We start from the raw sequence: 23,095 nt of genomic DNA on the forward strand, positions 1-23,095 counted from the left end.
TCCATGACCGGTGCGAGATCTCAAAGGTCCGTCGCTGAAGGGGGAGTTGGATCAATGAAGGGCGATCGTGTGGAAATAGTCGTGGACGCGGGTGACACGACGAGGACGTACGAAGTGGTGGCCTCCAGGGCAGGCCGCCGGGTGGAGACAGCGGTCCGCCGGGGTGTGGTGGAAGTGAGTGAAGTCACCCGAAGTGGATCAGTTGTCCGTACCGCCCGCTTCATGGCGACCAGGGTGCTCGCCCTGGTCGAACAGCCGGTCCCCAGGGAGGACGCCTCCGAGGGCCCGCCCGCAGGAGGCCCCGACCCCCGGTAGTGCCGCGTCAGGTTCTGGCCCGGGGCGGTCCCGGCCGTGAACCTCCGCGCATCGGCCCCGGCGCCGGCGACCCCACAGGGTGGCCGGCGCCGCGCCGGACAGGAATACCTCCGCGGTGCGCCTTCGGGGTGCGCCTCCGGCGTGCGGTGAGCTCGGACGCCTTCACCACACCGCGGAGGCCTGCACACGCGGCGGCCTGGGCAAGACGGCCCGCGCGCCATCCTGGGGCCAAGGGCTCCGGGCGGGCGTGCTGCCCGTCGCGCCGGGGGGACGCTCTGCGCCGACGCCGGGCCCATCTCCGGCGCCCTGTGAGCGCCCGCCCGCGCTCCGGGCCCGGGCCCGGCTGGGCTCCGATCCGCGATGCCTACCGCGACGATCTGTGCCCTCCGGGCCGCCCGTCGCGGGCCGCCTGTGCCCTCCGCCATGCCCGCGTTCTGCGCTTCCCGGACCCCGAGTTCCGCGCCCACCCCACCTGCCCCCGGACCACGGGCCGGGGTGCCGCGTCCCGCGCCCGCGTCGCCCATAGCGACCCCGACGCCCTGACGCCCGAACGCCTGCACGCCCAGGCCCTGCCTTTTCGGGCCTCGCGCGCCACCCCGCGTCGGCCCCCGAGCCGCCTGCCCAGGCCGCGCCGCCCGGGCCCCGCGCGCCACCCCGTCCCCTGCCCCGAGCCGCCTGCCCGGACCCGCGCACGGACGCCCACACCCCTGGGCGCCTCCCGCCGCGGCGCCCCGCACCCTGCGTGCCATCCGCCGCCCCGCGCCCGCCGTGATGCCCGCGCGGGCCGCCGCGCCCCGCGCCCACCGTGTTGCGCGCGTCCCGGCCCTCCGCTCCGCCTTCCGCCTCGCCCCGGGACGGAGCCGCTGGTCAGCCGTGGGGCGCGTACCCCGGAGGGCGGGGTCCGTGCAGTCGCCACGAATCTGCGGAACACCCTTGACACCCGCGCGGTGCAGCAGCATCCTTTCGCCAGAAAACGCAACGGCGTTGCGATTTCCGCACCGAACGGCTCTCCGGACACGCACCGGGGGCCCCCGGAAACCTCCCCAGGACACCGGTCGGCGCTCACGAACCACCCGCACGCGAGAAGGAGGCCGGCCCATGGCGGACCACGGCACCGACACCACCCCTGTCGCAGCCGCTTCCCAGGCACCCGGCGTCCTGCAGACCGTGGACCGGGCCCTCGTGGTCCTGCTCACCTTCACCGAGCAGCGCCCCGAGTGGGGCGTCAGCGAGCTCGCGCGCCATCACGGCTGGGACAAGGCGGTCGTCCAGCGCCTGCTCACCACCCTGACCGCCCGCTCCTTCCTGATGTGCGACGACGTCAGCCGCCGCTACCGGCCCGGCCCCGCACTCTCCCGGCTCGCCCGGGTCGGCGAACACAGCGGCGTGCTGCCGTCCCTCGCCCGCCCGATACTCGCCCGGCTGCTGCGCGAGACGGGCGAGAGCATCGTGCTGAACGTCCCGCACGGCTCCGGTTACCGCTGCGCCGCCGCCGTGGACGGCACCGGGCCCGTCCGCTACACCGCCATCATCGGAGCGGTCATGCCCGGCCACGCCGGAGCCTCCGGGCACACCATCTTCGCGTACCACCCCGAACGCGAGATCCGGCAGATGTTCGGTCCCACCGGTCTCGCCCGGTTCAACGATCGCACCATCACCGACCTGGACGCCCTGCTCACCTGCTACGCCCAGGTCCGTACCGACGGGCACTGCGTCAGCTACGGCGAGTACGACGAGGCCGTCACCGCCGTCTCCGCCCCCGTCCTCCAAGGCGGCGCCGTCGCCGCCTCCCTCACCGTGATCGGCCCCTCCCACCGTGTGGACCGGGCCGTCGACACCCTCGTACCGCTGGTGCGCGCCGGAGCCGCGGAGATCACCGCGGCACTGGGCGGCTGAACCGGCCCCGACCGCACACCGCTCGATCCCGCGGCGCTCCGCGCCGCCGGTGCGCTCCGCCCTGCCCGCGCACCGATGAGGAACGGCGTCTTCCCAGTCCTGCTCACCGAAGGGGGTGCCCCATGGCGCACCAAGCCTCCGCCCCGCACCGCGTTCCGCCGCCGTCCGGACCCCGGTCGGACGACACCGGGTCCCACCCCCGGGTCTTCGAACCCGTGCTGCTGGTCATCCTGGTCCTGCTCGCCGCCGTCGGCGCGGTGATCGGCATCGACCTCGTGTCCAAGCTGGGCATCTCCGCCAACACCTCGGTCGTCGGCGCCCTCGTCGCCATGCTGATCGGCCGCATCCCGCTGGGCTTCCTGCGCCGGATGCGGTCCGTGCACCGGCAGAACCTCGCCCAGAGCGCCATCTCCGCGGCGACCTTCGCCTCGGCCAACGCGCTGCTGACGTCCGTGGCCATCCCGTACGTCTTCGGACGGCAGGACCTGGTCTGGCCCATGCTCGCCGGATCGTTCATCGGTCTGCTCGTGGACGCCTGGGTGCTCTACCGGGCCTTCGGCTCCCGGCTGCTGCCCGCCGACGCCGCGTGGCCGCCCGGAACCGCCGCCGCCGAGACCATCAAGGCCGGCGACCGGGGAGGCCGCCGGGCGCTGATCCTGGCCGGCGGCACCGCGATCGGGCTGGCCGGGACGCTTCTCAGCCTGCCGCTGTCCGCCGCGGGCGTGGCCTTCCTGGGCAACGTCTGGGCGCTGATGATGTTCGGTGTCGGCCTGATGCTGCGCCAGTACAGTCCTGACCTCTTCGACACCGACCTCGGGGCCGGCTTCATCCCGCACGGCGTCATGGTCGGCGCGGGCGTCGTCGCCCTGGGGCAGGCGGTCCACATGCTGGTGGGCCGGCGTGCCCGCAAGAAGCAGAAGGCGGACCGGGAGCCGGCGAGCACCCGCGTGGTGACCGACCCGACCGTCGAACACACCGTCGACGAGAGGGGCCTGCGGCTCGCCCTGATCCGCGGCTACGCGCTCTTCACCGCGGGCGCCGTCGTCCTGGCCGTACTCGGAGGGCTGATCGGCGACATGAGCCCGCTGGGCATCGTCGGCTGGGTCCTGTTCGCCGCCTTCGCCGCGCTCGTCCACGAACTGATCGTCGGCCTCGCCGCCATGCAGTCCGGCTGGTTCCCGTCCTTCGCCGTCACCCTGATTTTCCTGGTCCTCGGGCTCGCGATGGGCATTCCCTCCGTACCGCTGGCCCTCCTGATCGGTTACGTCTCCGCCACCGGCCCCGCCTTCGCCGACATGGGCTACGACCTCAAGGCGGGCTGGCTGCTGCGCCGCGACCACCGCCCCTGGGACCCGTACGAGCGTGAGGGGCGCCGCCAGCAGTTCCTGGCCGCCCTGATCGGCTTCGGTGTCGCGCTGCTCGTCGTCGCCGTCGCCTGGCGCTCGTACTTCGGGCAGGGGCTCATCCCGCCCGTCGCCAAGGTGTACGCCGACACGATCAAGACCGGCCTCAGTGACCCCGACGCGGTGCGCACCATGCTCCTGTGGGCCATCCCCGGCGCGGTCATCCAGCTGATCGGCGGCACCCGCCGGCAGATGGGCGTCATGCTCGCCACCGGCCTCCTCATCCTCACCCCGCAGGCCTGCTGGCTGGTCCTCGGCGCACTGGCGGTACGCGTCGTCTACCGCAAGCTGCGCGGCCCCGCCGCGGACGAGGAACTCAACCTGGTCGGCGCCGGTGTGATCGCGGGCAGTTCGCTCGGCGACTCCGCCCAGATCCTCAAGACCTGAGCCCGCCGGCCCCCTCAAGCCACCACCCGTACCACCCCGCACCACACTGCAAGGCAAGGAGAACCCCCACCGTGGACATGTACAGCAGGCTCGAACCGCGTCCCGAGTACCTCAGCTTCGAACTGGCCCTGGCCGCACGGAAGCTCGTCGAGGAGGTCATGCTCGTCAAGCGGGGCGAGCACGTCGTCCTCACCGGTGACACGAGCAGCGACCGCCGGGTCGTCGAGGCCACCGCCCAGGCCGTCGCCGCCGCCGGCGCCCACCCCGTCATCGTCTGGTACGAGACGATGCCCGGCGCCTCGATGGAGCCGCCCCGCCCCGTGGCCGGTGCGATAGCCGACGCGGACGTGTGGATCGAGTTCGCGGTCTCCTACGTCATGCACTCCGACGCCTTCCGCGCCGCCATGGCGAACGGCTGCCGCTACACCAATCTCACCGCCATGGACGTCCAGATGCTGGTCGCCACCGTCGGGCGCCCCGACTTCCAGGGCGTCATCCGCCTGGGCAAGGCTCTCGTCGCCCTCCTGGAGGCCGCCGACGAGGTCCGTATCACCTCCGCCAACGGCACCGACCTCGTGGGGCGCAACGGCGACCGCCCGATCAACCTGCGCGGCAAGCCCGCCGAGAAGCCCGGTGAAACGGTCATGCTGTCGGGCCAGATCTCCTGGAACCCGCTGGAGGAGACCCAGGACGGCATCCTGGTGTTCGACGGCGCCCTGTGGCCGCCGGACGAGATCGGCCTGCTGCGCTCCCCGGTCCGCTGCACCGTCGAGAAGGGTGTCGTCACGAAGATCGAGGGCGGTGCCGACGCCGACACCTTCCGCCGCTGGATGGAGTCCTTCGACGACCCGAACATGTTCCGCGTCGCCCACTGGTCCCTCGGCTTCAACCCGGGCGTCCTCGCCCCGACGGGCCGCATCGTGGAGGACGAGCGGGTCTTCGGGTGCGTCGAGCTCGGCATCGGCACGAAGGGCGCCTGGATCGGCGGCGAACCGTGGGTCGCCGCCGCGCACACCGACGGCAGTGTGCTCGGGCCGTCCATCTACCTGGACGGTGTGGCGATCGAGGAGAACGGGCGCTACGTGCACCCCGAACTCGTGGAGATCTGCCGCGAACTCGGCGTCGCCGGTTACTGACCCGAGCAGCCGCGGGCCGGGCACCCACCGTCCGCCCGGCCCGCGTCCCCCGCAGGGTGCGCCCTGTTCACCCCGGCCCCCGGAGCACACGTGCCCGGCGGGCCCTACGCCCGTGCGTCGGATCCGTCCGGCCCGTGCCCCACGTCCCGCCACCCCGCCCGTGCGGCCCGTCCGTCCCGCGCACCCCGCCCGGCCCCATGCCCGTGCGACCGTCCGCAGCCCCGCGCCCCTCTCGCGCAGGCCGCCGGAACCGCCTCGCACCGGTGGCACCCGACGCCGGCCCCGTCCCCTGCCCCCTCCCCGCGACAAGGAGCGCCCATGTCCTCGCCCGTACCCGTCTCCTACCGCCACGGCGGTCTGGTCTGCACCGACCACACCATCGACGTACCGCTGGACCACGGTGATCCCGGCGGTCCGTCCCTCAGCCTGTTCGCCCGCGAAGTGGTGGCCGAAGGCCGGGAGCACGAGAAGCTGCCCCGGCTGCTCTGGCTCCAGGGCGGCCCGGGCGGCCGGGCGGAACGGCCGAACGCCGCGGGTGCCTGGCTCCGGCGTGCCCTCGCCGGTCACCGCGTCGTCCTGATGGACCAGCGCGGGACCGGGCGCTCCACCCCCGCCGACCGGCTCACCCTCGCCCGGTTCGGCACGGACCACCATGCCGCCGCCGGGTTCCTCGGCCACTTCCGCGCGGACTCGATCGTCCGGGACGCCGAACAGCTGCGCCGCCACTTCCAGGGCGAACAGCCGTGGAGCGTCCTGGGACAGAGCTTCGGTGGCTTCGCGACCCTCACCTACCTCAGCCTCGCGCCCGAGGGACTGAGCCAGGCCTACATCACCGGGGGCCTGCCCACGCTGACCGGCCACGCCGACGACGTGTACCGGGCGGCCTACGCTCGCACCCTCACCCACAACGAGCGCTATTTCGCGCGCTATCCGGACGACCAGCGCCTCGCCGACGCCGTCGCCGCGCACCTGGAGACGCACGACGTACGCATGCCGACCGGCGAACGCCTCACCGTGCGCCGCTTCCAGACGCTGGGCATCACCTTCGGCACCTCTGCGAAGTTCGACTCGCTCCACTACCTCCTGGAGACCGCCTTCACCGACGGCGTCCGCGGCCCCGAGCTCACCGACACCTTCCTGCGGGGCGTCGACGCCGCGGTGTCCTTCGCCGAGCGCCCCCTCTACGCGGCGCTCCACGAGCCGATATACGCCCAAGGAACGCGCCCCACCGCCTGGTCCGCGCACCGGGTCCGCCAGGAGTTCCCCGCGTTCGACGCCGAACAGGGCGGCCCGGTCCGCTTCACCGGGGAGATGGTCTACCCCTGGCAGTTCGAGGAGGACCCGGCCCTCGTCCCGCTGAAGGGCGCGGCGGAAGCCCTCGCCGCGCGCACCGACTGGCCCGCGCTCTACGACCTCGACAGGCTTGCGGCCAACAAGGTCCCCGTGGTGGCCGCCGTCTACCACGACGACATGTACGTGGACCGCGAGCACGCGCTCGCCACCGCCGGAGCCGTGCGCGGGCTGCGCACCTGGGTCAGCCACGACCACGCCCACGACGGTGTCCGGGCCGACCCGGCCGTCCTCGACCGGCTGCTCGCGATGGCGGACGGCCGGGACTGACGAGGCACGGAGAGGACCGCCCCTGCCCGACGACCACCGTCCCCGCCCCGGCCGTCGTCCCCACTCCCGTTCCGCGTCCGGACGGGGAGTCCACGCCGGACCCCTAGGTGCCCGGTACCGCAACCAGCCCCGTTTCTCCACCCAGGGGAGTACACGGGAGGACACCGGCTCATCCTCCGGGAGGCCCGGTATTCGGTACGCGGGCATGACGCCGCGTGGCTCCCGCCTGCCTAATGTTGCAGTCATGCGGCGGGCGAGGAACTCGTCCCCCGAGGCCACACGCCCGCCGCTCCGGAACAGGTCAGGAGAGGAACCATGGCGGACGCCGCCACGCGGACGATGATCCGCACGCAGGGACGCAAGGCCTACGCCGCGTTCGGCGCACGCCCGTCCGGCCGTCGTCACCCGCTGGTGGCGACGGCGATGGTTCTTCCTCTGGCGGCCCTGCTCGTGGTCGTCTTCGGCGGCTGGGACGCGGTGGTCACACAGGCGTCGTCCGTGGGCGTGATGCTGGGGCGCTGAGCGGCGCCCCGGGTCCGGAAGAGCGGTCCGGGCCGGGGCATCCGGCCAACAGCCCCGTGGGGACGGGGGTGCGGCGGGCGGCAGCGTTTGTCCGGCCAGCTGGGGAGCTGGCCGGGCATCGCGCTGTCCGGGGCCTTTCCACCGGCTCCCGCCGGCCCGCGTACGATCGCCGGGGCCGGCCGCGCGGCCGGCGGATCACCGTCGGGGGAGCCGAGCAGATGACCACCACCCCTGTCGTACGCGTGCTGGGCGGCCTCGCGCACGACGCCGCCCACCCCCTCACCACCGCGTGCGTCTGCGCTCCGCCCGAGGTACTCGCGGACCGGCCGGACGGCACGGTGGTCCGCAGCGGCTCCGTCGTCGCGAAGGCCCACGCCCCCGGAACCGAGGTCCCGGCCCTGGCCGAGCGCCTCTCCCTGGCCGCGGCTCCCCGGCTCGCGGGCATCCTGCTCCCGCCGCTCCCCGGCCCGGACGCGCCACCCCGCGGTGCGGCAGACCGGGTGGTGAGCCTGTGGCCGTACGGCGAGCCCGTCGACCCCTCCGACCCGGACGCGGCCCCCTGGGAAGACGCGGCCGTCCTGCTGGCCCGGCTGCACAGCACCCCGCCTCCCCTTCCGCTCCCCGCGATGCGCGGACCCGCCAAGGCCGCCCGGGCCGTCGCGCGGATGCGCGCGGCCCTCCCCGGGGCCCCGGCCACCGCGCCGGTGCTCGCGGCGTGGCACGGGCTTCCCCGCTGGGCCCGCGCCGAGGACCGAACGCCCGAGGACAGGGCCGGCTTCCTCTGCCACGGGGACCTCCATCTCGGCCAGCTCGTCCGTCATCCCGCGCCGCACGGCCCCTGGCTGCTCATCGACGTCGACGACAGCGGTCTCGGCGACCCCGCGTGGGACCTCGCGCGCCCCGCCGCCTGGTACGCGGCCGGGCTGCTGCCCTCCGAGGTCTGGACGCGATTCCTGGACGCCTATCGCGCAGCGGGCGGTCCCGCCGTGCGTGCCGAAGGGGACCCCTGGCCCGACCTCGACGTGCCGGCCCGTGCGCTCACAGTGCAGACCGCCGCCCTCGCCCTCGCCAAGTCCGCGGCGGAGCAACGCAGTCCGGATGAGGTGGAACAGTTGATGATCGACGCATGTGTCCGTATTGCCTCCCTCCCGCCCGAGTTGGTGTCCGAACCCTCGTCGTAGGGTGAAGCGATCGCCGCCGGGCATGCATCCGGCGACGTCTCTCGACTGAGGAGCCGATTCGATGATCCAGTGCCCCAAGTGTCACGCCCAGATGCACACCTACAACCGCAACGGTGTCCAGATCGAGCAGTGCAGCGGCTGCCGGGGGATATTCCTGGACTACGGCGAGCTGGAGTCCCTGACCCGCCTGGAGTCCCAGTGGGCCCAGCAGGCGCCGCCCGCCCCGCCCGCCCCGCAGGCCTACCCGTCCGCCCCCGCGCCCGCCTGGGGGGCGCCGCACCAGGGCGGCCACTACGGCGGCCACCACCGGCAGAAGAGCTTCGGCCGGATGCTGTTCTCCTCCTGACCGGTCTGCCGCGCGGCCGACGCCGCCGGACGGGTCCGGGCCCCGCGCCCGGACCCGCATTGCATACGGTCGACGGACTTCCGCCGGTGATCTAGTCATGACCATGACTGATGCCTAGAGTGCGGGATCATGAACTTCCTCGACAGGTCCCGGACTGTCGCGCCCCCGGGGTGGAGCCGCTGGCTCGTACCACCCGCCGCGCTCGCCGTACATCTCTCCATCGGACAGGCCTACGCCTGGAGCGTGTTCAAGCCGCCGCTCGAATCCGCGCTCGGCCTCTCGGGCACCGCGAGCGCCCTGCCGTTCCAGCTGGGCATCGTCATGCTCGGGCTCTCCGCGGCGTTCGGCGGGACGCTCGTCGAACGCAACGGTCCCCGCTGGGCGATGTTCGTCTCGCTCGTCTGCTTCTCCTCCGGCTTCCTCGTCGCCTCGCTCGGCGCCGCGACCGGCCACTACTGGCTGGTCGTCCTCGGATACGGCTTCATCGGCGGAATCGGGCTCGGCATCGGCTACATCTCCCCGGTCTCCACCCTCATCAAGTGGTTCCCCGACCGCCCGGGCATGGCCACCGGCATCGCCATCATGGGATTCGGCGGCGGAGCCCTCATCGCGTCGCCCTGGTCCACCGGGATGCTGGAGAGCTTCGGTACGGACCGCTCCGGCATCGCCACCGCCTTCCTCGTCCACGGGGTCGTCTACGCCGCCTTCATGGCGCTCGGCGTACTCCTCGTGCGGGTGCCGCCGGAGGGCTGGCTCCCCGACGGCTGGGAGCCCAGGCAGGAGACGCGCCGGCTCGTCACCAACGCCCAGGTGTCCGCGCGCAACGCCCTGCGCACACCGCAGTTCTGGTGCCTGTGGGTGGTCCTGTGCATGAACGTCACCGCGGGCATCGGCATCCTGGAGAAGGCCGTGCCCATGATCCAGGACTTCTTCGCCGGCACCTCCGCCCCGGTCTCGGTCCCCGCCGCGGCGGGCTTCGTCGCCCTGCTCTCGCTGGCCAACATGGGCGGCAGGCTCCTGTGGTCCTCCACGTCGGACCTGATCGGCCGCAAGAACATGTACCGCGTATACCTCGGCGTCGGCGCGCTCATGTACGTCGTCATCGCGCAGCTCGGCAACGACTCCAAGCCGCTCTTCATCTGCTGCGCGCTGGTGATCCTCTCCTTCTACGGAGGGGGCTTCGCGACCGCGCCCGCCTATCTGCGGGACCTCTTCGGCACGTACCAGGTCGGGGCCATCCACGGCCGTCTGCTGACCGCCTGGTCCACCGCCGGCGTGCTCGGCCCGCTGATCGTCAACCGCGTCGCCGACGCGGGGGAGAAGGCCGGTCACAGCGGCCCCAGCCTCTACACGACCTCGCTGACCATCATGATCGGCCTGCTGGTCGTCGGCTTCGTCGCCAACGAGTGCATCCGCCCCGTCCACGCACGCTTCCACGAGGCACCGGAAGGGAGCCCCCGTGTCCACCAGCAGTCGTAAGCCGCTCATGGTGTTCGTCTGGCTCTGGGTCGCCGTGCCGTTCGCCTACGGGCTGTACGAGCTCGCCCGCAAGGCCACCCAGCTCTTCACCGGCTGACCCGCCCCCACCCACGACGAAACCCCCGGTCGTCGAGACGACCGGGGGTTTCGGCTGGTGCGCGATACTGGGATTGAACCAGTGACCTCTTCCGTGTCAGGGAAGCGCTCTCCCGCTGAGCTAATCGCGCAGGGTGACCCTGCGTGTACTGCGTGCGCGATACTGGGATTGAACCAGTGACCTCTTCCGTGTCAGGGAAGCGCTCTCCCGCTGAGCTAATCGCGCGGGGATCCTTGCGGATCGGTGGACGATACTGGGATTGAACCAGTGACCCCTTCCGTGTCAGGGAAGTGCTCTCCCGCTGAGCTAATCGTCCTTGGAGGTGGAGACGGGATTTGAACCCGTGTAGACGGCTTTGCAGGCCGTTGCCTCGCCTCTCGGCCACTCCACCAGGGGTGGGGGTTCGGGAAGATCCCCCACCTTCTGCGAGCGGACGACCAGGTTCGAACTGGCGACCTCAACCTTGGCAAGGTTGCGCTCTACCAACTGAGCTACGTCCGCTTGTCTTTCCCGGTCCGCTTGCGCGTCCCGGCGACGTGTTGAACTCTAGCGGATTCCCGGGCCAGCACAAAAACGCGTTTGCGCAGCGTGCTGCGCCGCCGTCGCGCCACCACGGGCCGACGCCCGCCGTCCTAGACTCGACGGCGTGCACGACCTCACCCCCCTCGCCCGCTTCAGCGGCCTCGTCGCCACCGGTCTGCAGGACGTGACCAGCGATCCGGCCGCTCTCGGATCGTCCGGTTTCTGGGCCGTGTCCGCCGACTTCGAAGGCCGTCTCGTCTGCGCGCGCTTCGCCACCGTACGGTCCGAGCCGGTCCCCCTCCCCGTGCCCGGAGCCTGGCGCGGCCCCGCCCCCGACGACTGGACGACATCACTCGACGAGGACGCCTACACGGCGGGCGTGCGGCGGATCCGTGAACACATCGCGGCAGGTGAGGTCTACCAGGCCAACCTCTGCCGGGTCCTCTCCGCCCCGCTGCCCGACCCGGGCGCCGACGTGGACGCCCTCACCGCGCTGCTCGCACGGGGCAACCCGGCACCGTACGCGGGGACGGTCCGGCTGCCCGCGCACGGCGTGGAGATCGCCACCGCGTCCCCCGAACTCTTCCTCGCCCTCGACGGCCGGACCGTCGAGTCCGGTCCGATCAAGGGGACGGGACGCACCGAGGACGACCTGCTGGAGAAGGACCACGCGGAGAACGTCATGATCGTGGACCTGGTCCGCAACGATCTCGGCCGCGTCTGCGCGACCGGCAGCGTGAGCGTCCCCGACCTCTGCGTGGTCGAGAAGCACCCCGGGCTCGTCCACCTCGTCTCCACCGTGCGCGGGCGGCTCGCCGACGACGCCGGCTGGCCCGACCTGCTCTCCGCCGCGTTCCCGCCCGGTTCCGTCACCGGTGCGCCCAAGTCCAGCGCGCTGCGGATCATCGACGCCCTGGAGACCGCGCCCCGCGGCCCCTACTGCGGAGCGGTCGGCTGGGTGAACGCCGACCGCGGCGCCGCCGAACTGGCCGTCGGCATAAGGACCTTCTGGATCGACCGCACCGGGCCCGAGCCGCTCCTGCGCTTCGGTACGGGCGCCGGCATCACCTGGGGTTCCGACCCCGCCCGGGAATGGGCGGAGACCGAGCTCAAGGCCTCCCGGCTGCTCGCTGTAGCGTCAGGCGCCTACGAGTAGACAGGAAGGACCGCGTCATGAGGATCTGGGTCAACGGCGGGCTGCGCGATGCCGATGACGCACGGCTGTCCGTGCTCGATCACGGGCTGACCGTCGGGGACGGCGTCTTCGAGACCGTCAGGGTGGCGCAGGGCCGCCCCTTCGCCCTCACCCGGCACCTCGACCGGCTGACCCGCTCCGCCACGGGCCTGGGCCTGGCCGAGCCCGACCAGGACGAGGTCCGCCGTGCGGTGGCGGCCGTCGTCGAGGCCAACCCCATGGAGCTCGGCCGGCTGCGCATCACCTACACGGGCGGTCTCTCCCCGCTCGGCTCCGACCGGGGTGACGCGGGCCCCAGCCTGATCGTGGCCCAGAGCGAGGTGGCCCGCCGCCCCGACAGCACGGCCGTGGTCACCGTCCCCTGGACGCGCAACGAACGCGGCGCGGTGACGGGTCTCAAGACCACCTCGTACGCCGAGAACGTCATCGCCCTCGCGCGCGCCCACGAGCAGGGCGCGTCGGAGGCGCTCTTCGCCAACACCGTCGGCCGGCTCTGCGAGGGCACCGGTTCCAACGTCTTCGTCGTCCTGGACGGCCGCGTCCACACGCCCCCCGTCACCTCCGGATGCCTGGCCGGAATCACCCGCGCCCTGGCCGTCGAGTGGACGGGCGCCCAGGAGACCGACCTCCCCCTGGACGTGCTGGAGCGGGCCGACGAGATCTTCCTGACCTCGACACTGCGCGACATCCAGGCCGTCCACCGCGTCGACGGCCGGCAGCTCCCCGGCGCCCCCGGGCCGGTGACGGCGAAGGCCATGCGGATCTTCGACGAGCGCGCCGCCGACGACCTCGATCCGTGACCCGGCCGGCGGCCCGGCTTCCGTAATCGGGGTGACGGGCCGCCCTCCAGCGGATAGAACACCCTGATGACCACCACGCTCCGGCCGGCCGGGCCGATCCAGCAAGGCGCCGACGGCGCGCGGGCACGTACGTACGACGTCTGTGACAACGGACGCCCCGTGGGGAGCGTCGCCATCTCCACCGACCCCGCGTTCGGGCCGACGGCGGGGATACTCCACTCGCTCACCGTCGAGGAGCCGGACCGCAGGCGCGGCCGGGGCACGATCGCCGCGCTGGCGGCGGAGGAGGCGCTGCGGAGCTGGGGCTGCACCCAGGTCCGTACGGTCGCCCCCGCCGGCAACGAGGCCGCCCGGGCGCTGGCGTCCGTGCTCGGCTACACCGAGCGCAGCCGGAACATGCTGAAGACGCTCCGGCGGACGGCCCCCGCGCTCCCGGCCGACGTCACCAGCCGTCCCATGACCGAGGGGGAGTACGGCGAGTGGGCGGCCCACGGCGTCGAGGCGTACGCGCGGAACTGGGTGGAACGCGGGGTCCCCGAGGAGCAGGCCAGGCTCAAGTCCGAGGCCGACCACGCGACGAACCTGCCGGACGGGCAGCACACCCCGGGCATGTACTTCCACGTCCTCGTCCACGAGGGAGACGTCGTCGGCCACGTCTGGGTCGCGCGGCGCGAGACCCCCGACGCGGAGGACCTCGGCTACGTGTTCGACGTGGAGGTGCGCGAGGGGCACAGGGGCCGCGGGTACGGCCGGGCACTGATGCACCTGGCGGAGGACATCACGCTCGACGCGGGCCTCGGGCTGCTGGGCCTGCACGTCTTCGCCTCCAACACGCCGGCCCTGCGGCTGTACGAGTCGCTCGGCTACGAGGTCACCCAGTACAACCTGGCCAAGGCGCTGTAGGGAACACGGCGACCCGGCCGGCGCGCGACGGACACACGCCGGGCGGCCACGGCCGGGAGGCCGCGCGCGGCCCGGCGGACGGGGAGGGCCCTGGCCGGCAAGGGCTCACAAACCCTGCCCGGCTCGCGGCCGGGACGGCCCGCCGCCCACCGGCCGGCGGGCGGCTCAGCCCTCGGCGGCGAGCAGCCGGTCGGCGATCTCCTCGATCCGCGCGCGCAGGCCTTCCTGGCTCTTCCCGCCGTCCAGCCGCTCGTCGCCGATCACGTACGTCGGTGTCCCGGTGACCCCGATCGCCTTGCCCTCGGCCTGGTCCGCGTCCACGATCAGCAGGTGCCGGCCGTCGATCAGTGCCGTGTCGAACTCCTCGGCGTCCAGCCCCAGTTCGCGGGCCACCTCCAGCAGCACGGGCTCCCCGCCGCGCGCGAGGTCGGCGGTGCGGGCCAGGACGGCCTCGATGTACGGCCACCCCTTGCCCTGGACGACGGCCTCCTCGGCCGCCTGGGCCGCCGCGTACGCGTGCTTGTGCTTCTCCAGCGGGAAGTGGCGCAGCCGGATCTCCAGCCGGTCGCCGTAGCGGGCGCGCAGGGCGTGGACGTCGGAGAGAGCCTGGTGGCAGTCGGGGCACTCGAGCTCGCACCAGAGGTCGAGGACGACGGGCGCTGCGGAGGGGGAATCGCTCATGGAATCAGTCTTCCAGGCCGGGCCCACGCGTCCCAATCGGGACCTGGGGAGGAGCGCGGCCCTGAAATGTCCCTGATGTGGTCCTGAACCGTGGCCCCGTGGACGGCGACCGGTGCAGGATGGAAGAACAGATTTCCGATCGCTGGAGGCCCCGATGCTTGCCGAGACCATCTGTTCCGCGGTGTCGGCGGCCGGCCTGGGCATCGCCGCGATCACCGCGTACCGCAAGCGCTTCCTCACGGCGACCAGGATCGCCGCCTATGCGCTGGTGCCCGTCGGCCTGGTCATGACCGGCGTCGTCGAGTGGCTGTCCGGCATCGTCTTCAAGCCGAGCGTCTGGATCGGCTTCGGTCTCCTGGGTGTGGCCTGGCTGCTCTTCATGACCACGCGTGCCGTGGAGCGCCGCGCCGGATCGACGCGCAAGGAGCGCAAGGCCGCGAGGAACGCGGAGAGGGGCGCCGCCGTCGCCCCGGCGGCCTCGTCGTCCGCGCTGACCTCCGGAACCGGTGCGACGGCCCCGCAGGGGCGGCCCGAACCGGGCGGCAAGCGGCGGGAGACCGCGCCGGGCGACGACTTCAGCGACATCGAGGCCATCCTGAAGAAGCACGGCATCTGAGAGCCGTCTCTGGCGTCCACGGGATATGAATCGATTCACCCCGGAGCGAGACGCTGCGAGAGCCGCGTAAGCGCCGCACGTCGGTATATTTGGGAGAGGCCGTCGGGATCTTGACGGTGTCCCGGGGATATGGTTACCGTCCCGAGCGGATTGAAACAATTCAAACGGCGGGTGCGGCAGGGTGACGGTGCGACGGATCGGGCCGGAGGCCCGCCCGCGGCCCAGGAGACCCGGCGCCGACCCGCGGCGGCCGAACGCATCAGTGGGGCAGGACAAGTGGGGCGTGTGGCAGGCATCAAGGACGTGGCCCGGCAGGCCGGAGTCTCGGTGGGCACGGTCTCCAACGTGATCAACCGTCCCGAGGCGGTGCTCCCCGACACCCGTGCCCGGGTGCTGGCGGCGATCGAGGAGCTCGGCTACGTACGCAGCGAGTCGGCCAGGCAGCTCAGGGCCGGCCGGAGCCGCATCATGGCTCTGCTCGTGCTGGACATGGGCAACCCCTTCTTCGTGGACATCGCTCGTGGTGCCGAGCGCGCGGCCCGGGAGGCCGGTCTCGGCGTGATGGTCTGCAACAGTGGCCAGAGCCAGGAGGAGGAGGCCGAATACCTCGGGCTCTTCGCCGAGCAGCGGGTCTGCGGCGTGCTCGTCACGCCGGCCGACGCCACCGGTGGCAACCTCGAGGCCTTCGCCCGCCACCGCATCCCCCATGTGCTGGTCGACCGGGTCGCGTCGTCCACCGACGTCTGCGCCGTCTCGGTGGACGACGTGCGCGGAGGCATGCTCGCGGTCGGGCACCTCGTGTCGGCGGGTCACCGCTCCGTCGCCTACGTCAGCGGGCCGGGAGATCTCCACCAGATCCGGGACCGCCGTCAGGGAGCCCTCACCGCGCTCACCGAGGCCGGGCTGGGCCCCGAGGCCCTGGTCGAGATTCCCTCCGAACGCCTGGACGTGGCGGCGGGCCGCGACGCGGGAGCCCGGCTGCTCGGCCTCGTACCCCGGCCCACGGCCGTCTTCTGTGCCAACGACCTGCTGGCGCTCGGTGTCCTGCAGTCGCTGTACGCCGCCGGTGTGCGGGTCCCGCAGGACGTCGCCATCGTCGGCTACGACGACATCGAGTTCGCGGCGGCGGCCGCGGTGCCGCTCACCTCGGTCAGGCAGCCCGCCGTGGTCATGGGCCGTATGGCGGCGGAGCTGCTCCTGGAGGAGGCGGACGACGAGGACCGCAGCCACCGGCACCGCTCCGTGGTCCTCCAGCCGGAACTGGTGGTGCGCGCGTCCAGCGCGGCCCCGCGCTGAGCTGCGGGGGCGGGGGCGCGGATCCGCGAGGCGCCGGTGGTGCGAACACCTGGGTGGCGTTCGCGCGCGGGAGCGATTTCACGGGTCCTGGAGAGGGTGAACCAGCCCTGGAAAAGGGTCTGTTGATCGCCAACGGGGTCCGCTCTGCGTCATGATCACTGCGAGATGGTGGACACATCCCGGGGCGAGGCCCCCGCACCCCCTGCCGAAGAGCCGCGTGGCTGCCTCTTCGCGCTTTCCCAGCCGCCCCTGATGATCTTCCTGACGGTGGTCGGCGGCCTGCTGCTGATGGCCGCCCTGCACGATCTCTTCCTGCTGTGAGGCCGGGTGATCAGCCGGCGGCCTCACGGCGCCGCGCGCGGTACGCGGCGACATGGAGCCGGTTACCGCAGGTGCGGCTGGAGCAGTAGCGGCGCGAGCGGTTGCGCGACAGGTCGACGAAGGCGTCCAGGCAGTCCGGCGCCTCGCAGCGACGCAGCCGCTCCTGCTCGCCCGCCACCACGATGAAGGCCAGAGCCATGCCGCAGTCGGCCGCTAGGTGGTCCGCGACGGAGGCGTCCGGTGCGAAGTAGTGGACGTGCCAGTCGTAGCCGTCGTGGTTCGTGAGCTGCGGAGTGGTGCCGGCGGCGGCGACCAGGCCGTTGACGAGGTCCGCTGCCGTACGGGCGTCGGGCGCCGCGAATATCTCGGCGAAGCGGCTCCGCACGTCCTGCACGGCGCGCAGGTCCTTCTCGCCGAGGGTGCCGACGCCGCTGATGTGGTGGCGCTCCGCGAAGTCGTAGAGCGCCGCGAGGTCGGCGAGCCCTTCGCCCGTGCCGCTCTCCGGTGAGGTGTTCACCAGATCGACCACCGTGTCGAGGGCGATCCGGGTGTCGTGGGGGATCAGCACGCTTCGCTCCCTGGCCTCCGGCGGGCGGGCGCCCGCCGATGCGGGCTGACTCTACTGGCTCGGCGGAGGCGCTCAGGGTCCGGTGTGGCTTACGGGCGCCCGGGAGGCCGTTCGATGGCCGTGGAGCGGCTCTCGGAGGCCCTGGGGCGCCCTGAGGCCCTCCGGGTAGCCCGGAGGGCCGTCGTGGGGCGTGTGGGGCGCGTGGTGCGGAGGGTGCCCGCGCGACCCGCGCGACGGGAGTGCCGTGACCGGCCGCCGGCCGGGGCGGGTCCGGCGGCCCGGCCCCCAGCCGCCGAAAGGCCGCCTGGCGGCTTCCCGACCGCCCGGCGGGCGCCCCCGCCCCACGACGCGCGCCGCTCGAAGGCCGCCCGACGCCGTCCTGGCAGCCCGCGGGGCGTCGGGCCGCCGACGCTGCCCGGCCGTCAGGGCGCGGTCCGATCCGGGCGCATGGCCGTACCGCCACGCTCCTCCCCGGGGCAGCCCCGGGGAGGGGGCTACGCCCCGCCGCGCGCGCCGGCGCCGCCGCCGCGGTGGGTTCCGCGGCGACGGCGCCGGTGTCCGCCCTATGAGGTTGTCCGCGCGACGCCGTCTCCCCGAGTCGGACGGCGTCCCGCAGCTCTCGACCTGGCTCAGCTCTCGGCCAGGATGTGTGAGAGCTCCGTATCGAGGTCGAAGTGACGATGCTCGGTGCCCGGCGGGACCGCGGCGTCGGTCCTTTTCAGGAACGACTCCAGGGCCCGTGCCGGGGCTTCCAGCAGGGCTTCGCCCTCCGGGGAGCTCAGCGCGATGCAGACGACGCCTTGGCCGTGACTACGAGATGGCCAGACGCGGACGTCTCCGGTGCCGGTGGGCCGGTGCAGCCCCTCGGCGAGGAGGTCACGGGCGAAAACCCACTCGACCGTCTCCTCCGCTCCGGTGTGAAAGGTGGCGTGCACGGCATAGGGATCGGCCGTGTCATACCGCAGGCCCGCGGGTACAGGCAGTGAGGACTCGCTCGACACAACGAGGCGCAGGTGCAGCTCGCAGCTGACCGTGGTGTTCATAAGCGCCAGGGCCTTTCGCTCAGTGTGCGCTCGGGGATTCGCACGTCGGCGAAATCGACATGCCACCTACGGTGGCGTTGTAAACCCCTCTGACCTATTTGTGATGCTTCGGGTCCCTCGTGCGGCGGTGTGTAACTTTGGGTCATGCGTCCATTCCGGTGACGATCGCCGTTCGGGTAAGTTGGCTCCATGAACGCGGAGAGTGACGAGCGGAAAGTGGTCGCCGCGACGTCGGCGTCCGACTCCGCCACGGGGGACGAGCAGGCGTCGGAGCGGGAGCTGGGGTCCCGGGCACCTCGGTACATCCAGGCGTCGCGGGTGCTTCACCTGAGCTGGCAGGTCGGGATCTTCGTCGTCGGTCTGGCCGTGGTCGGGGCGGGCATCGTGATGCTGCCGTTGCCGGGCCCCGGCTGGCTGGTGATCTTCGGTGGCATGGCGATCTGGGCGACCGAGTTCGTCTGGGCGCAGCTCGTCCTGCGCTGGACCCGCCGCAAGGTCACGGAGGCCGCCCAGCGTGCCCTCGACCCCAAGGTCCGGCGGCGCAACGTCATCCTCACCACGCTGGGCCTGCTGATCGTCGCGGTGCTGGTCGGGATCTACGTCTGGAAGTTCGGCATCGTGATGCCGTGGAAGATCGACCAGTGATCCCGTGGTGGTCTCAGGGCGCCGCTGACATGGGGTAATGTATGCCGTGCGCCGGGGCGATTAGCTCAGTGGGAGAGCGCTTCGTTCACACCGAAGAGGTCACTGGTTCGAACCCAGTATCGCCCACCCCGGATCGATGGCCCGGAAGCTTCCGAGAAGCTTCCGGGCCATCGGCGTTTCCAGGGGCGCCCGTCGCGGCGCCCGGCCCCGGGGCTGTTCGGCCCGCCGACAGCCGACCGAATTTTCGTCCGAACCGTTGACGTGCTGGGTGCGGCTCCTTACTTTGACCCAGCAAGCGCTTTCTAAAACGATTCAATGCGAATGGATGGGGGCGAGCCATGTCTCGGAACAGCGGCATCGACCGTCGGCAGATGCTGAAGCTGGCCGGCTTCTCGGCGGCCGGTCTCGGATTGACAGCGGCCGGTTGCGGCTCGGGCGGAGGCAGCGGCTCCGGAGGTCCGGTCACCATCCGGCACTCGTGGTGGGGCGCCGACGACCGGGCCAAGAAGGTCCAGCAGTGCGTCACCCTCTTCGAGAAGAAGCACCCGAAGATCAAGGTGAAGACCGACTTCCAGCAGTACCCGGACTTCTGGAAGAAGTTCAACACCCAGGCGGCAGGCGGCAACCCGCCCGACGTCATCCAGAACGCCGTGACCTTCCTGCGCAAGTACGAGGCGAAGAACGTCCTCCTCGACCTCAACCCCCAGGCGAAGGCAGGCAACCTCGACCTCACCGGCTTCCGCTCCGGGCTCGAGAAGTTCGCCGAGATCGACGGCAAACTGCTCGGGGTGCCGGTCGGCAGCAACTCGATGGCCCTGGTCATCGACGAGAAGGTCTACGAGAAGGCCGGCATCGTCCCCGAGATCGGCTGGACCTGGGACGACTGGTACGCCGGTCTCCAGAAGATCAAGAACGGCCAGAAGATCGCCGGCGACGCCGGGCCGCACGGGGTCATGTACCTCTACGACCTGATACTCCGCCAGAACGGCAAGGCCTTCTTCACCGAGGACGGCATGGGCTTCGGCGAGGCCGAACTGCTGCCGTACTGGACCGAGGCGCTGGAGCGGGTCAAGGCGGGCATCTACGCCGACCCGAAGAAGGTCGAGCAGCTCAAGCCGGCCTCCGCGACGGCCAAGGGCCTGTCCGCCGGTGAGTTCACCTGGGACAACTTCTCGGTGCGCTACAGCGCGGAGGGCAAGAGCAGCTACGGCCTCGCGCCCATCCCCAGCACCGACGGCAAGAAGACCGGCCAGTACCTCGGCTCGCTGATGCTGAGCGGTACCGCCCGCACCAAGCACCCCGCCGAGGTGGCGACCTTCATCAGCTTCATGACGCACGACCCCGAGGTCGCCCGGATCATGGGATACGACCGGGGAGTGCCCGCGACCACCGCGCAGTTCGAGGCATACGAGCCCACCGACGCCCCCAGCAAGGCCATCGGCGCGTACGAGACCGCGATCGCCGAGGCGGGCGTGCTGGAGCCCATCACCCCGCACCCGGCCGGCGCGGACGTCGTCGAGGCGGCCTTCCTGCGCATCGGTGCCGACCTGGCCCTGGGCAAGACCTCGCCGAAGGACTCCGTGCAGCAGTTCTTCTCCGAGGCGAAGACCGCCCTCGCCTCGAACTGAGAGGACCGTGGTGACTCACATCCACATCTCCCCGGGCGTCGTCGCCCCCGGGGACGACCGTCCCGTCACCGAGCGGGCCGGTCCCGGAGGAAGCGCGCCGCCCGCCGCCCCCGTGCGGCGGGACCGCGGGGAGAACCTGGCCGGCTATCTGCTCATGTCGCCCTGGATCGCGGGCTTCCTGTTCCTGATCGCCGGGCCCATGGTCTTCTCGCTGTACCTCTCGTTCACCGAGTACAACCTGTTCGAAGCGCCGCGCTGGATCGGTCTGCAGAACTTCACCGACATGTTCGCCGACCCGCGCTGGCGCCAGTCGGTCAAGGTGACCTCCTGGTACGTGCTGATCGGCACCCCGATCAAGCTGGCCGCCGCACTCGCCGTGGCCATGCTGCTCGCGCAGAAGCGGTGGGGCCAGTCCTTCTACCGGGCCGCCTTCTACGCGCCCTCGCTGATCGGGGCGAGCGTCTCGGCGGCCATCGTCTGGCGTGCGCTCTTCTCGGACGACGCGATCGTCGACCGTACGCAGAAGGCGTTCGGGGTCGAGACCGGCGGCTGGATCGGTGACCCGTCGATGATCATCTACGCGCTGATCGCCCTCACCGTCTGGCAGTTCGGCGCGCCGATGGTCATCTTCCTGGCCGGCCTCAAGCAGGTCCCGCAGGAGCTGTACGAGGCGGCCGACATGGACGGAGCGGGCCGCTGGCGGAAGTTCTTCAACATCACCCTGCCGATGATCTCGCCGGTGCTGTTCTTCAACGTGCTGCTGGAGACCATCCACTCGTTCCAGATCTTCGGGTCGGCCTACATCGTCAGCAACGGAAGCTGCGGCCCGGCCGACGCGACGCTCGTCTACACCTGTTACCTGTACGAACAAGGCTTCGTGAACAGCCGCATGGGCTTCGCCTCCGCCATGGGGTGGCTGCTGCTCGTCGCGGTCGGCCTGGTCACCGCCGTGCTGTTCTGGTCCCAGAGGCGCTGGGTGCACTACGAGGAGGGCGGCCGATGAGTCTCCTGACAGCTGCGGTACGCCGCAGGGGTCCCGGTGCGCTCGCCTGGCACCTCGGCGCGCTCGTCATCCTCGCCGTGGTCCTGTACCCCGTGGTGTGGACCATCGGCGCCTCGTTCAAGCCGAGCGCCGAGATCATCGGCGCCCTGGACCTGCTTCCGGCCGACCCCATCGGTGACAACTACACCCGGCTCACCGAGGGCATCGCCGACATCCCGATCTCGACCTTCTTCCTGAACTCGGCGTACATCGCCGTCGGTTCCGTGATCGGTGTCGTGCTGTCCTGCTCGCTGACCGCCTACGCCTTCGCCAAGGTGCGGTTCGCGGGGCGCAACGCGATGTTCGCCATCATGATCGGCACGCTGCTGCTGCCGTACCACGTGCTGATCATCCCGCAGTACGTGATGTTCCAGAAGCTGGAGCTGATCAACACCTTCACCCCGCTGCTGATCGGCAAGTACCTGGCCACCGACGCCTTCTTCGTCTTCCTGATGGTGCAGTTCATGCGCGGGCTGCCCAAGGAGCTCGACGAGGCGGCACGGCTGGACGGCTGCGGGCACCTGCGGATCTACTGGTCGATCGTCATGCCGCTGTGCCGGCCCGCGCTCGTCACCAGTGCGATCTTCACCTTCATCAACGCCTGGAACGACTTCATGGGCCCGCTGCTCTACCTCAACGAGCCGGACAAGTACACCGTCTCCATGGGCCTGAAGATGTTCATCGACCAGGACGCGGTGGCGGACTACGGCGGCATGATCGCCATGTCCCTGGTGGCCCTGCTGCCGGTACTGGCCTTCTTCGTGGCCTTCCAGCGCTATCTCATCGACGGCATGGCCACCTCGGGCCTGAAGGGCTGACGGCATGGCGACGAAGGCCCGCACCCAGGCACGGCGCACGCGCGCCATGGACCGCTTCGCCCTGTTCTCCGAATGTCTGCTCGTCGGTGTGTGGATCGCCGTCGCCGCCCTGCCGCTGTTCACCTTCCCCGCGGCGTTCGCCGCGGGGACCCGGCACCTGCGCCGCCATCTCGACGGCGAACAGGGCGGCCTGCGCGCATTCGCCGCCGATGCCCTGTCCGCCGCCCGCGGCGGGTGGCTCGTCGGCGCGGCCGTGTGGGCCGCCGGAGCCCTGCTCTGGCTCGACCTCGCCGCCGTGCGCGCCGGGCTGCCCGGCGGTCCCCTCGTGGGCGCCGTCGGCATCCTCGCCCTGATCGGCTTCCTGGTGGACGTGCTCCGCGCCGCCACCTGCTGGCAGCCCGGCGCCCTCTGGCGCACCCTCCTGGCCGAAGCCGGCCGCGAGACGGTCCGCGACCCGGCGGGTTCCCTCCTGCTGGTCTGCGGGATGGCCGTCGTCGCGCTGTCCGGCGCCATGATCCTGCCGCTGGCCGTCCCCGTCGTCGGGGCCGTCGCCGCAGCGGCCACCGCGGTGCACGCGCGCCGACTCTCGCGCTGACCCGCACCCACACCCGTACGTCTCCTGTCCCGATCCCCGC

General features: G+C 71.8%; 24 protein-coding genes and 6 tRNA genes. 22 read left to right on the forward strand and 8 right to left on the reverse strand.

All coding sequences use genetic code 11. The features are described from left to right. The first annotated feature begins 54 nt into the window (after window positions 1–54). From ACFY8O_RS22800 to ACFY8O_RS34465, 10 genes are all read left to right on the forward strand, one after another. A complete protein-coding gene (locus ACFY8O_RS22800; protein WP_145806312.1) occupies window positions 55–315 on the forward strand; it encodes a hypothetical protein in 261 nt (86 codons plus the stop codon). A 1,098-nt stretch (window positions 316–1,413) separates the two neighbouring features. Beyond that, window positions 1,414–2,211: an IclR family transcriptional regulator gene (locus ACFY8O_RS22805; protein WP_387905137.1), complete on the forward strand. Its 798-nt coding sequence runs from the start codon at window positions 1,414–1,416 to the stop codon at window positions 2,209–2,211. Between the two features lie 122 nt (window positions 2,212–2,333). Beyond that, window positions 2,334–4,001: an OPT/YSL family transporter gene (locus tag ACFY8O_RS22810; RefSeq protein WP_208766022.1), complete on the forward strand. Its 1,668-nt coding sequence runs from the start codon at window positions 2,334–2,336 to the stop codon at window positions 3,999–4,001. Window positions 4,002–4,078: 77 nt separating this feature from the next. Next, window positions 4,079–5,137 (forward strand): hypothetical protein, encoded by a 1,059-nt coding sequence (locus tag ACFY8O_RS22815; RefSeq protein WP_387905387.1) that lies wholly within the window; start codon window positions 4,079–4,081, stop codon window positions 5,135–5,137. A gap of 318 nt (window positions 5,138–5,455) precedes the next feature. Continuing rightward, window positions 5,456–6,757, forward strand: a complete 1,302-nt coding sequence (locus ACFY8O_RS22820; RefSeq protein ID WP_387905140.1) for an alpha/beta fold hydrolase — start codon at window positions 5,456–5,458, stop codon at window positions 6,755–6,757. Between the two features lie 315 nt (window positions 6,758–7,072). Beyond that, window positions 7,073–7,279 (forward strand): hypothetical protein, encoded by a 207-nt coding sequence (locus ACFY8O_RS22825; RefSeq protein ID WP_145806304.1) that lies wholly within the window; start codon window positions 7,073–7,075, stop codon window positions 7,277–7,279. A 218-nt stretch (window positions 7,280–7,497) separates the two neighbouring features. Then, window positions 7,498–8,460, forward strand: coding sequence for a phosphotransferase family protein (locus ACFY8O_RS22830; RefSeq protein ID WP_387905142.1), 963 nt, complete (start codon window positions 7,498–7,500; stop codon window positions 8,458–8,460). A gap of 61 nt (window positions 8,461–8,521) precedes the next feature. Beyond that, entirely contained in the window at window positions 8,522–8,806 is a 285-nt protein-coding gene (locus ACFY8O_RS22835; RefSeq protein ID WP_387905145.1) for a TFIIB-type zinc ribbon-containing protein, read from the forward strand. 129 nt (window positions 8,807–8,935) lie between these two features. Then, on the forward strand, window positions 8,936–10,285 hold the full coding sequence (locus ACFY8O_RS22840) for an L-lactate MFS transporter (RefSeq protein ID WP_387905148.1): 1,350 nt from the start codon (window positions 8,936–8,938) through the stop codon (window positions 10,283–10,285). Between the two features lie 7 nt (window positions 10,286–10,292). Continuing rightward, window positions 10,293–10,382, forward strand: coding sequence for an MFS transporter small subunit (locus ACFY8O_RS34465; protein WP_413251899.1), 90 nt, complete (start codon window positions 10,293–10,295; stop codon window positions 10,380–10,382). 55 nt (window positions 10,383–10,437) lie between these two features. Here the strand turns inward: ACFY8O_RS34465 and ACFY8O_RS22845 are convergent. The 5 genes from ACFY8O_RS22845 to ACFY8O_RS22865 all read right to left on the reverse strand — a co-directional run bounded on the left by ACFY8O_RS22845 (window position 10,438) and on the right by ACFY8O_RS22865 (window position 10,883). Beyond that, a tRNA-Val gene (locus ACFY8O_RS22845) sits at window positions 10,438–10,512 on the reverse strand. 23 nt (window positions 10,513–10,535) lie between these two features. Next, window positions 10,536–10,607 (reverse strand) — tRNA-Val (locus ACFY8O_RS22850). A 19-nt stretch (window positions 10,608–10,626) separates the two neighbouring features. Then, window positions 10,627–10,698 (reverse strand) — tRNA-Val (locus tag ACFY8O_RS22855). A 1-nt stretch (window position 10,699) separates the two neighbouring features. Continuing rightward, window positions 10,700–10,773: transfer RNA gene (locus ACFY8O_RS22860), tRNA-Cys, on the reverse strand. Window positions 10,774–10,810: 37 nt separating this feature from the next. Continuing rightward, window positions 10,811–10,883 (reverse strand) — tRNA-Gly (locus ACFY8O_RS22865). Between the two features lie 145 nt (window positions 10,884–11,028). Between ACFY8O_RS22865 and ACFY8O_RS22870 the strand changes: the two genes are divergently transcribed. From ACFY8O_RS22870 to ACFY8O_RS22880, 3 genes are all read left to right on the forward strand, one after another. Further along, entirely contained in the window at window positions 11,029–12,060 is a 1,032-nt protein-coding gene (locus tag ACFY8O_RS22870; protein WP_387905151.1) for a chorismate-binding protein, read from the forward strand. 17 nt (window positions 12,061–12,077) lie between these two features. Continuing rightward, on the forward strand, window positions 12,078–12,899 hold the full coding sequence (locus tag ACFY8O_RS22875; protein WP_387905153.1) for an aminotransferase class IV: 822 nt from the start codon (window positions 12,078–12,080) through the stop codon (window positions 12,897–12,899). Window positions 12,900–12,965: 66 nt separating this feature from the next. Then, window positions 12,966–13,802 (forward strand): GNAT family N-acetyltransferase, encoded by an 837-nt coding sequence (locus ACFY8O_RS22880; RefSeq protein ID WP_387905156.1) that lies wholly within the window; start codon window positions 12,966–12,968, stop codon window positions 13,800–13,802. A 165-nt stretch (window positions 13,803–13,967) separates the two neighbouring features. Here the strand turns inward: ACFY8O_RS22880 and ACFY8O_RS22885 are convergent, their stop codons facing one another. Next, window positions 13,968–14,483, reverse strand: coding sequence for a DsbA family protein (locus ACFY8O_RS22885; RefSeq protein ID WP_145806290.1), 516 nt, complete (start codon window positions 14,481–14,483; stop codon window positions 13,968–13,970). Between the two features lie 154 nt (window positions 14,484–14,637). Here ACFY8O_RS22885 and ACFY8O_RS22890 point away from each other — a divergent pair, with 154 nt between their 5' ends. The 3 genes from ACFY8O_RS22890 to ACFY8O_RS22900 all read left to right on the forward strand — a co-directional run bounded on the left by ACFY8O_RS22890 (window position 14,638) and on the right by ACFY8O_RS22900 (window position 16,716). Next, window positions 14,638–15,099, forward strand: a complete 462-nt coding sequence (locus ACFY8O_RS22890; protein WP_387905159.1) for a hypothetical protein — start codon at window positions 14,638–14,640, stop codon at window positions 15,097–15,099. A 285-nt stretch (window positions 15,100–15,384) separates the two neighbouring features. Beyond that, window positions 15,385–16,395, forward strand: a complete 1,011-nt coding sequence (locus tag ACFY8O_RS22895) for a LacI family DNA-binding transcriptional regulator (protein WP_387905162.1) — start codon at window positions 15,385–15,387, stop codon at window positions 16,393–16,395. A 165-nt stretch (window positions 16,396–16,560) separates the two neighbouring features. Continuing rightward, complete coding sequence (locus ACFY8O_RS22900) at window positions 16,561–16,716, forward strand: hypothetical protein (RefSeq protein WP_167526178.1); 156 nt, start codon at window positions 16,561–16,563, stop codon at window positions 16,714–16,716. A gap of 10 nt (window positions 16,717–16,726) precedes the next feature. Here ACFY8O_RS22900 and ACFY8O_RS22905 read toward each other — a convergent pair whose 3' ends face one another. Together ACFY8O_RS22905 and ACFY8O_RS22910 are read right to left on the reverse strand one after the other, a co-directional pair. Then, window positions 16,727–17,284, reverse strand: coding sequence for a CGNR zinc finger domain-containing protein (locus ACFY8O_RS22905; protein WP_145806284.1), 558 nt, complete (start codon window positions 17,282–17,284; stop codon window positions 16,727–16,729). A 629-nt stretch (window positions 17,285–17,913) separates the two neighbouring features. Further along, window positions 17,914–18,327, reverse strand: coding sequence for an SsgA family sporulation/cell division regulator (locus tag ACFY8O_RS22910; protein WP_003959770.1), 414 nt, complete (start codon window positions 18,325–18,327; stop codon window positions 17,914–17,916). Window positions 18,328–18,516: 189 nt separating this feature from the next. Between ACFY8O_RS22910 and ACFY8O_RS22915 the strand changes: the two genes are divergently transcribed. The 6 genes from ACFY8O_RS22915 to ACFY8O_RS22940 all read left to right on the forward strand — a co-directional run bounded on the left by ACFY8O_RS22915 (window position 18,517) and on the right by ACFY8O_RS22940 (window position 23,055). Beyond that, on the forward strand, window positions 18,517–18,972 hold the full coding sequence (locus ACFY8O_RS22915) for a TIGR02611 family protein (RefSeq protein ID WP_145806281.1): 456 nt from the start codon (window positions 18,517–18,519) through the stop codon (window positions 18,970–18,972). A gap of 54 nt (window positions 18,973–19,026) precedes the next feature. Continuing rightward, a tRNA-Val gene (locus tag ACFY8O_RS22920) sits at window positions 19,027–19,098 on the forward strand. Window positions 19,099–19,310: 212 nt separating this feature from the next. Continuing rightward, entirely contained in the window at window positions 19,311–20,600 is a 1,290-nt protein-coding gene (locus tag ACFY8O_RS22925) for an ABC transporter substrate-binding protein (RefSeq protein ID WP_145806279.1), read from the forward strand. Between the two features lie 10 nt (window positions 20,601–20,610). After that, a complete protein-coding gene (locus ACFY8O_RS22930) occupies window positions 20,611–21,603 on the forward strand; it encodes a carbohydrate ABC transporter permease (protein WP_387905390.1) in 993 nt (330 codons plus the stop codon). After that, window positions 21,600–22,460 (forward strand): carbohydrate ABC transporter permease, encoded by an 861-nt coding sequence (locus ACFY8O_RS22935; protein WP_145806275.1) that lies wholly within the window; start codon window positions 21,600–21,602, stop codon window positions 22,458–22,460. Before ACFY8O_RS22930 ends, ACFY8O_RS22935 begins: the two co-directional genes overlap by 4 nt. Window positions 22,461–22,464: 4 nt before the next feature. Next, complete coding sequence (locus ACFY8O_RS22940) at window positions 22,465–23,055, forward strand: hypothetical protein (protein WP_387905167.1); 591 nt, start codon at window positions 22,465–22,467, stop codon at window positions 23,053–23,055. Window positions 23,056–23,095 lie beyond the last annotated feature (40 nt).

The sequence above is a fragment of the Streptomyces argenteolus genome (genome assembly GCF_042902585.1).
In the GTDB taxonomy this organism is placed as follows: Bacteria; Actinomycetota; Actinomycetes; order Streptomycetales; family Streptomycetaceae; genus Streptomyces; species Streptomyces argenteolus.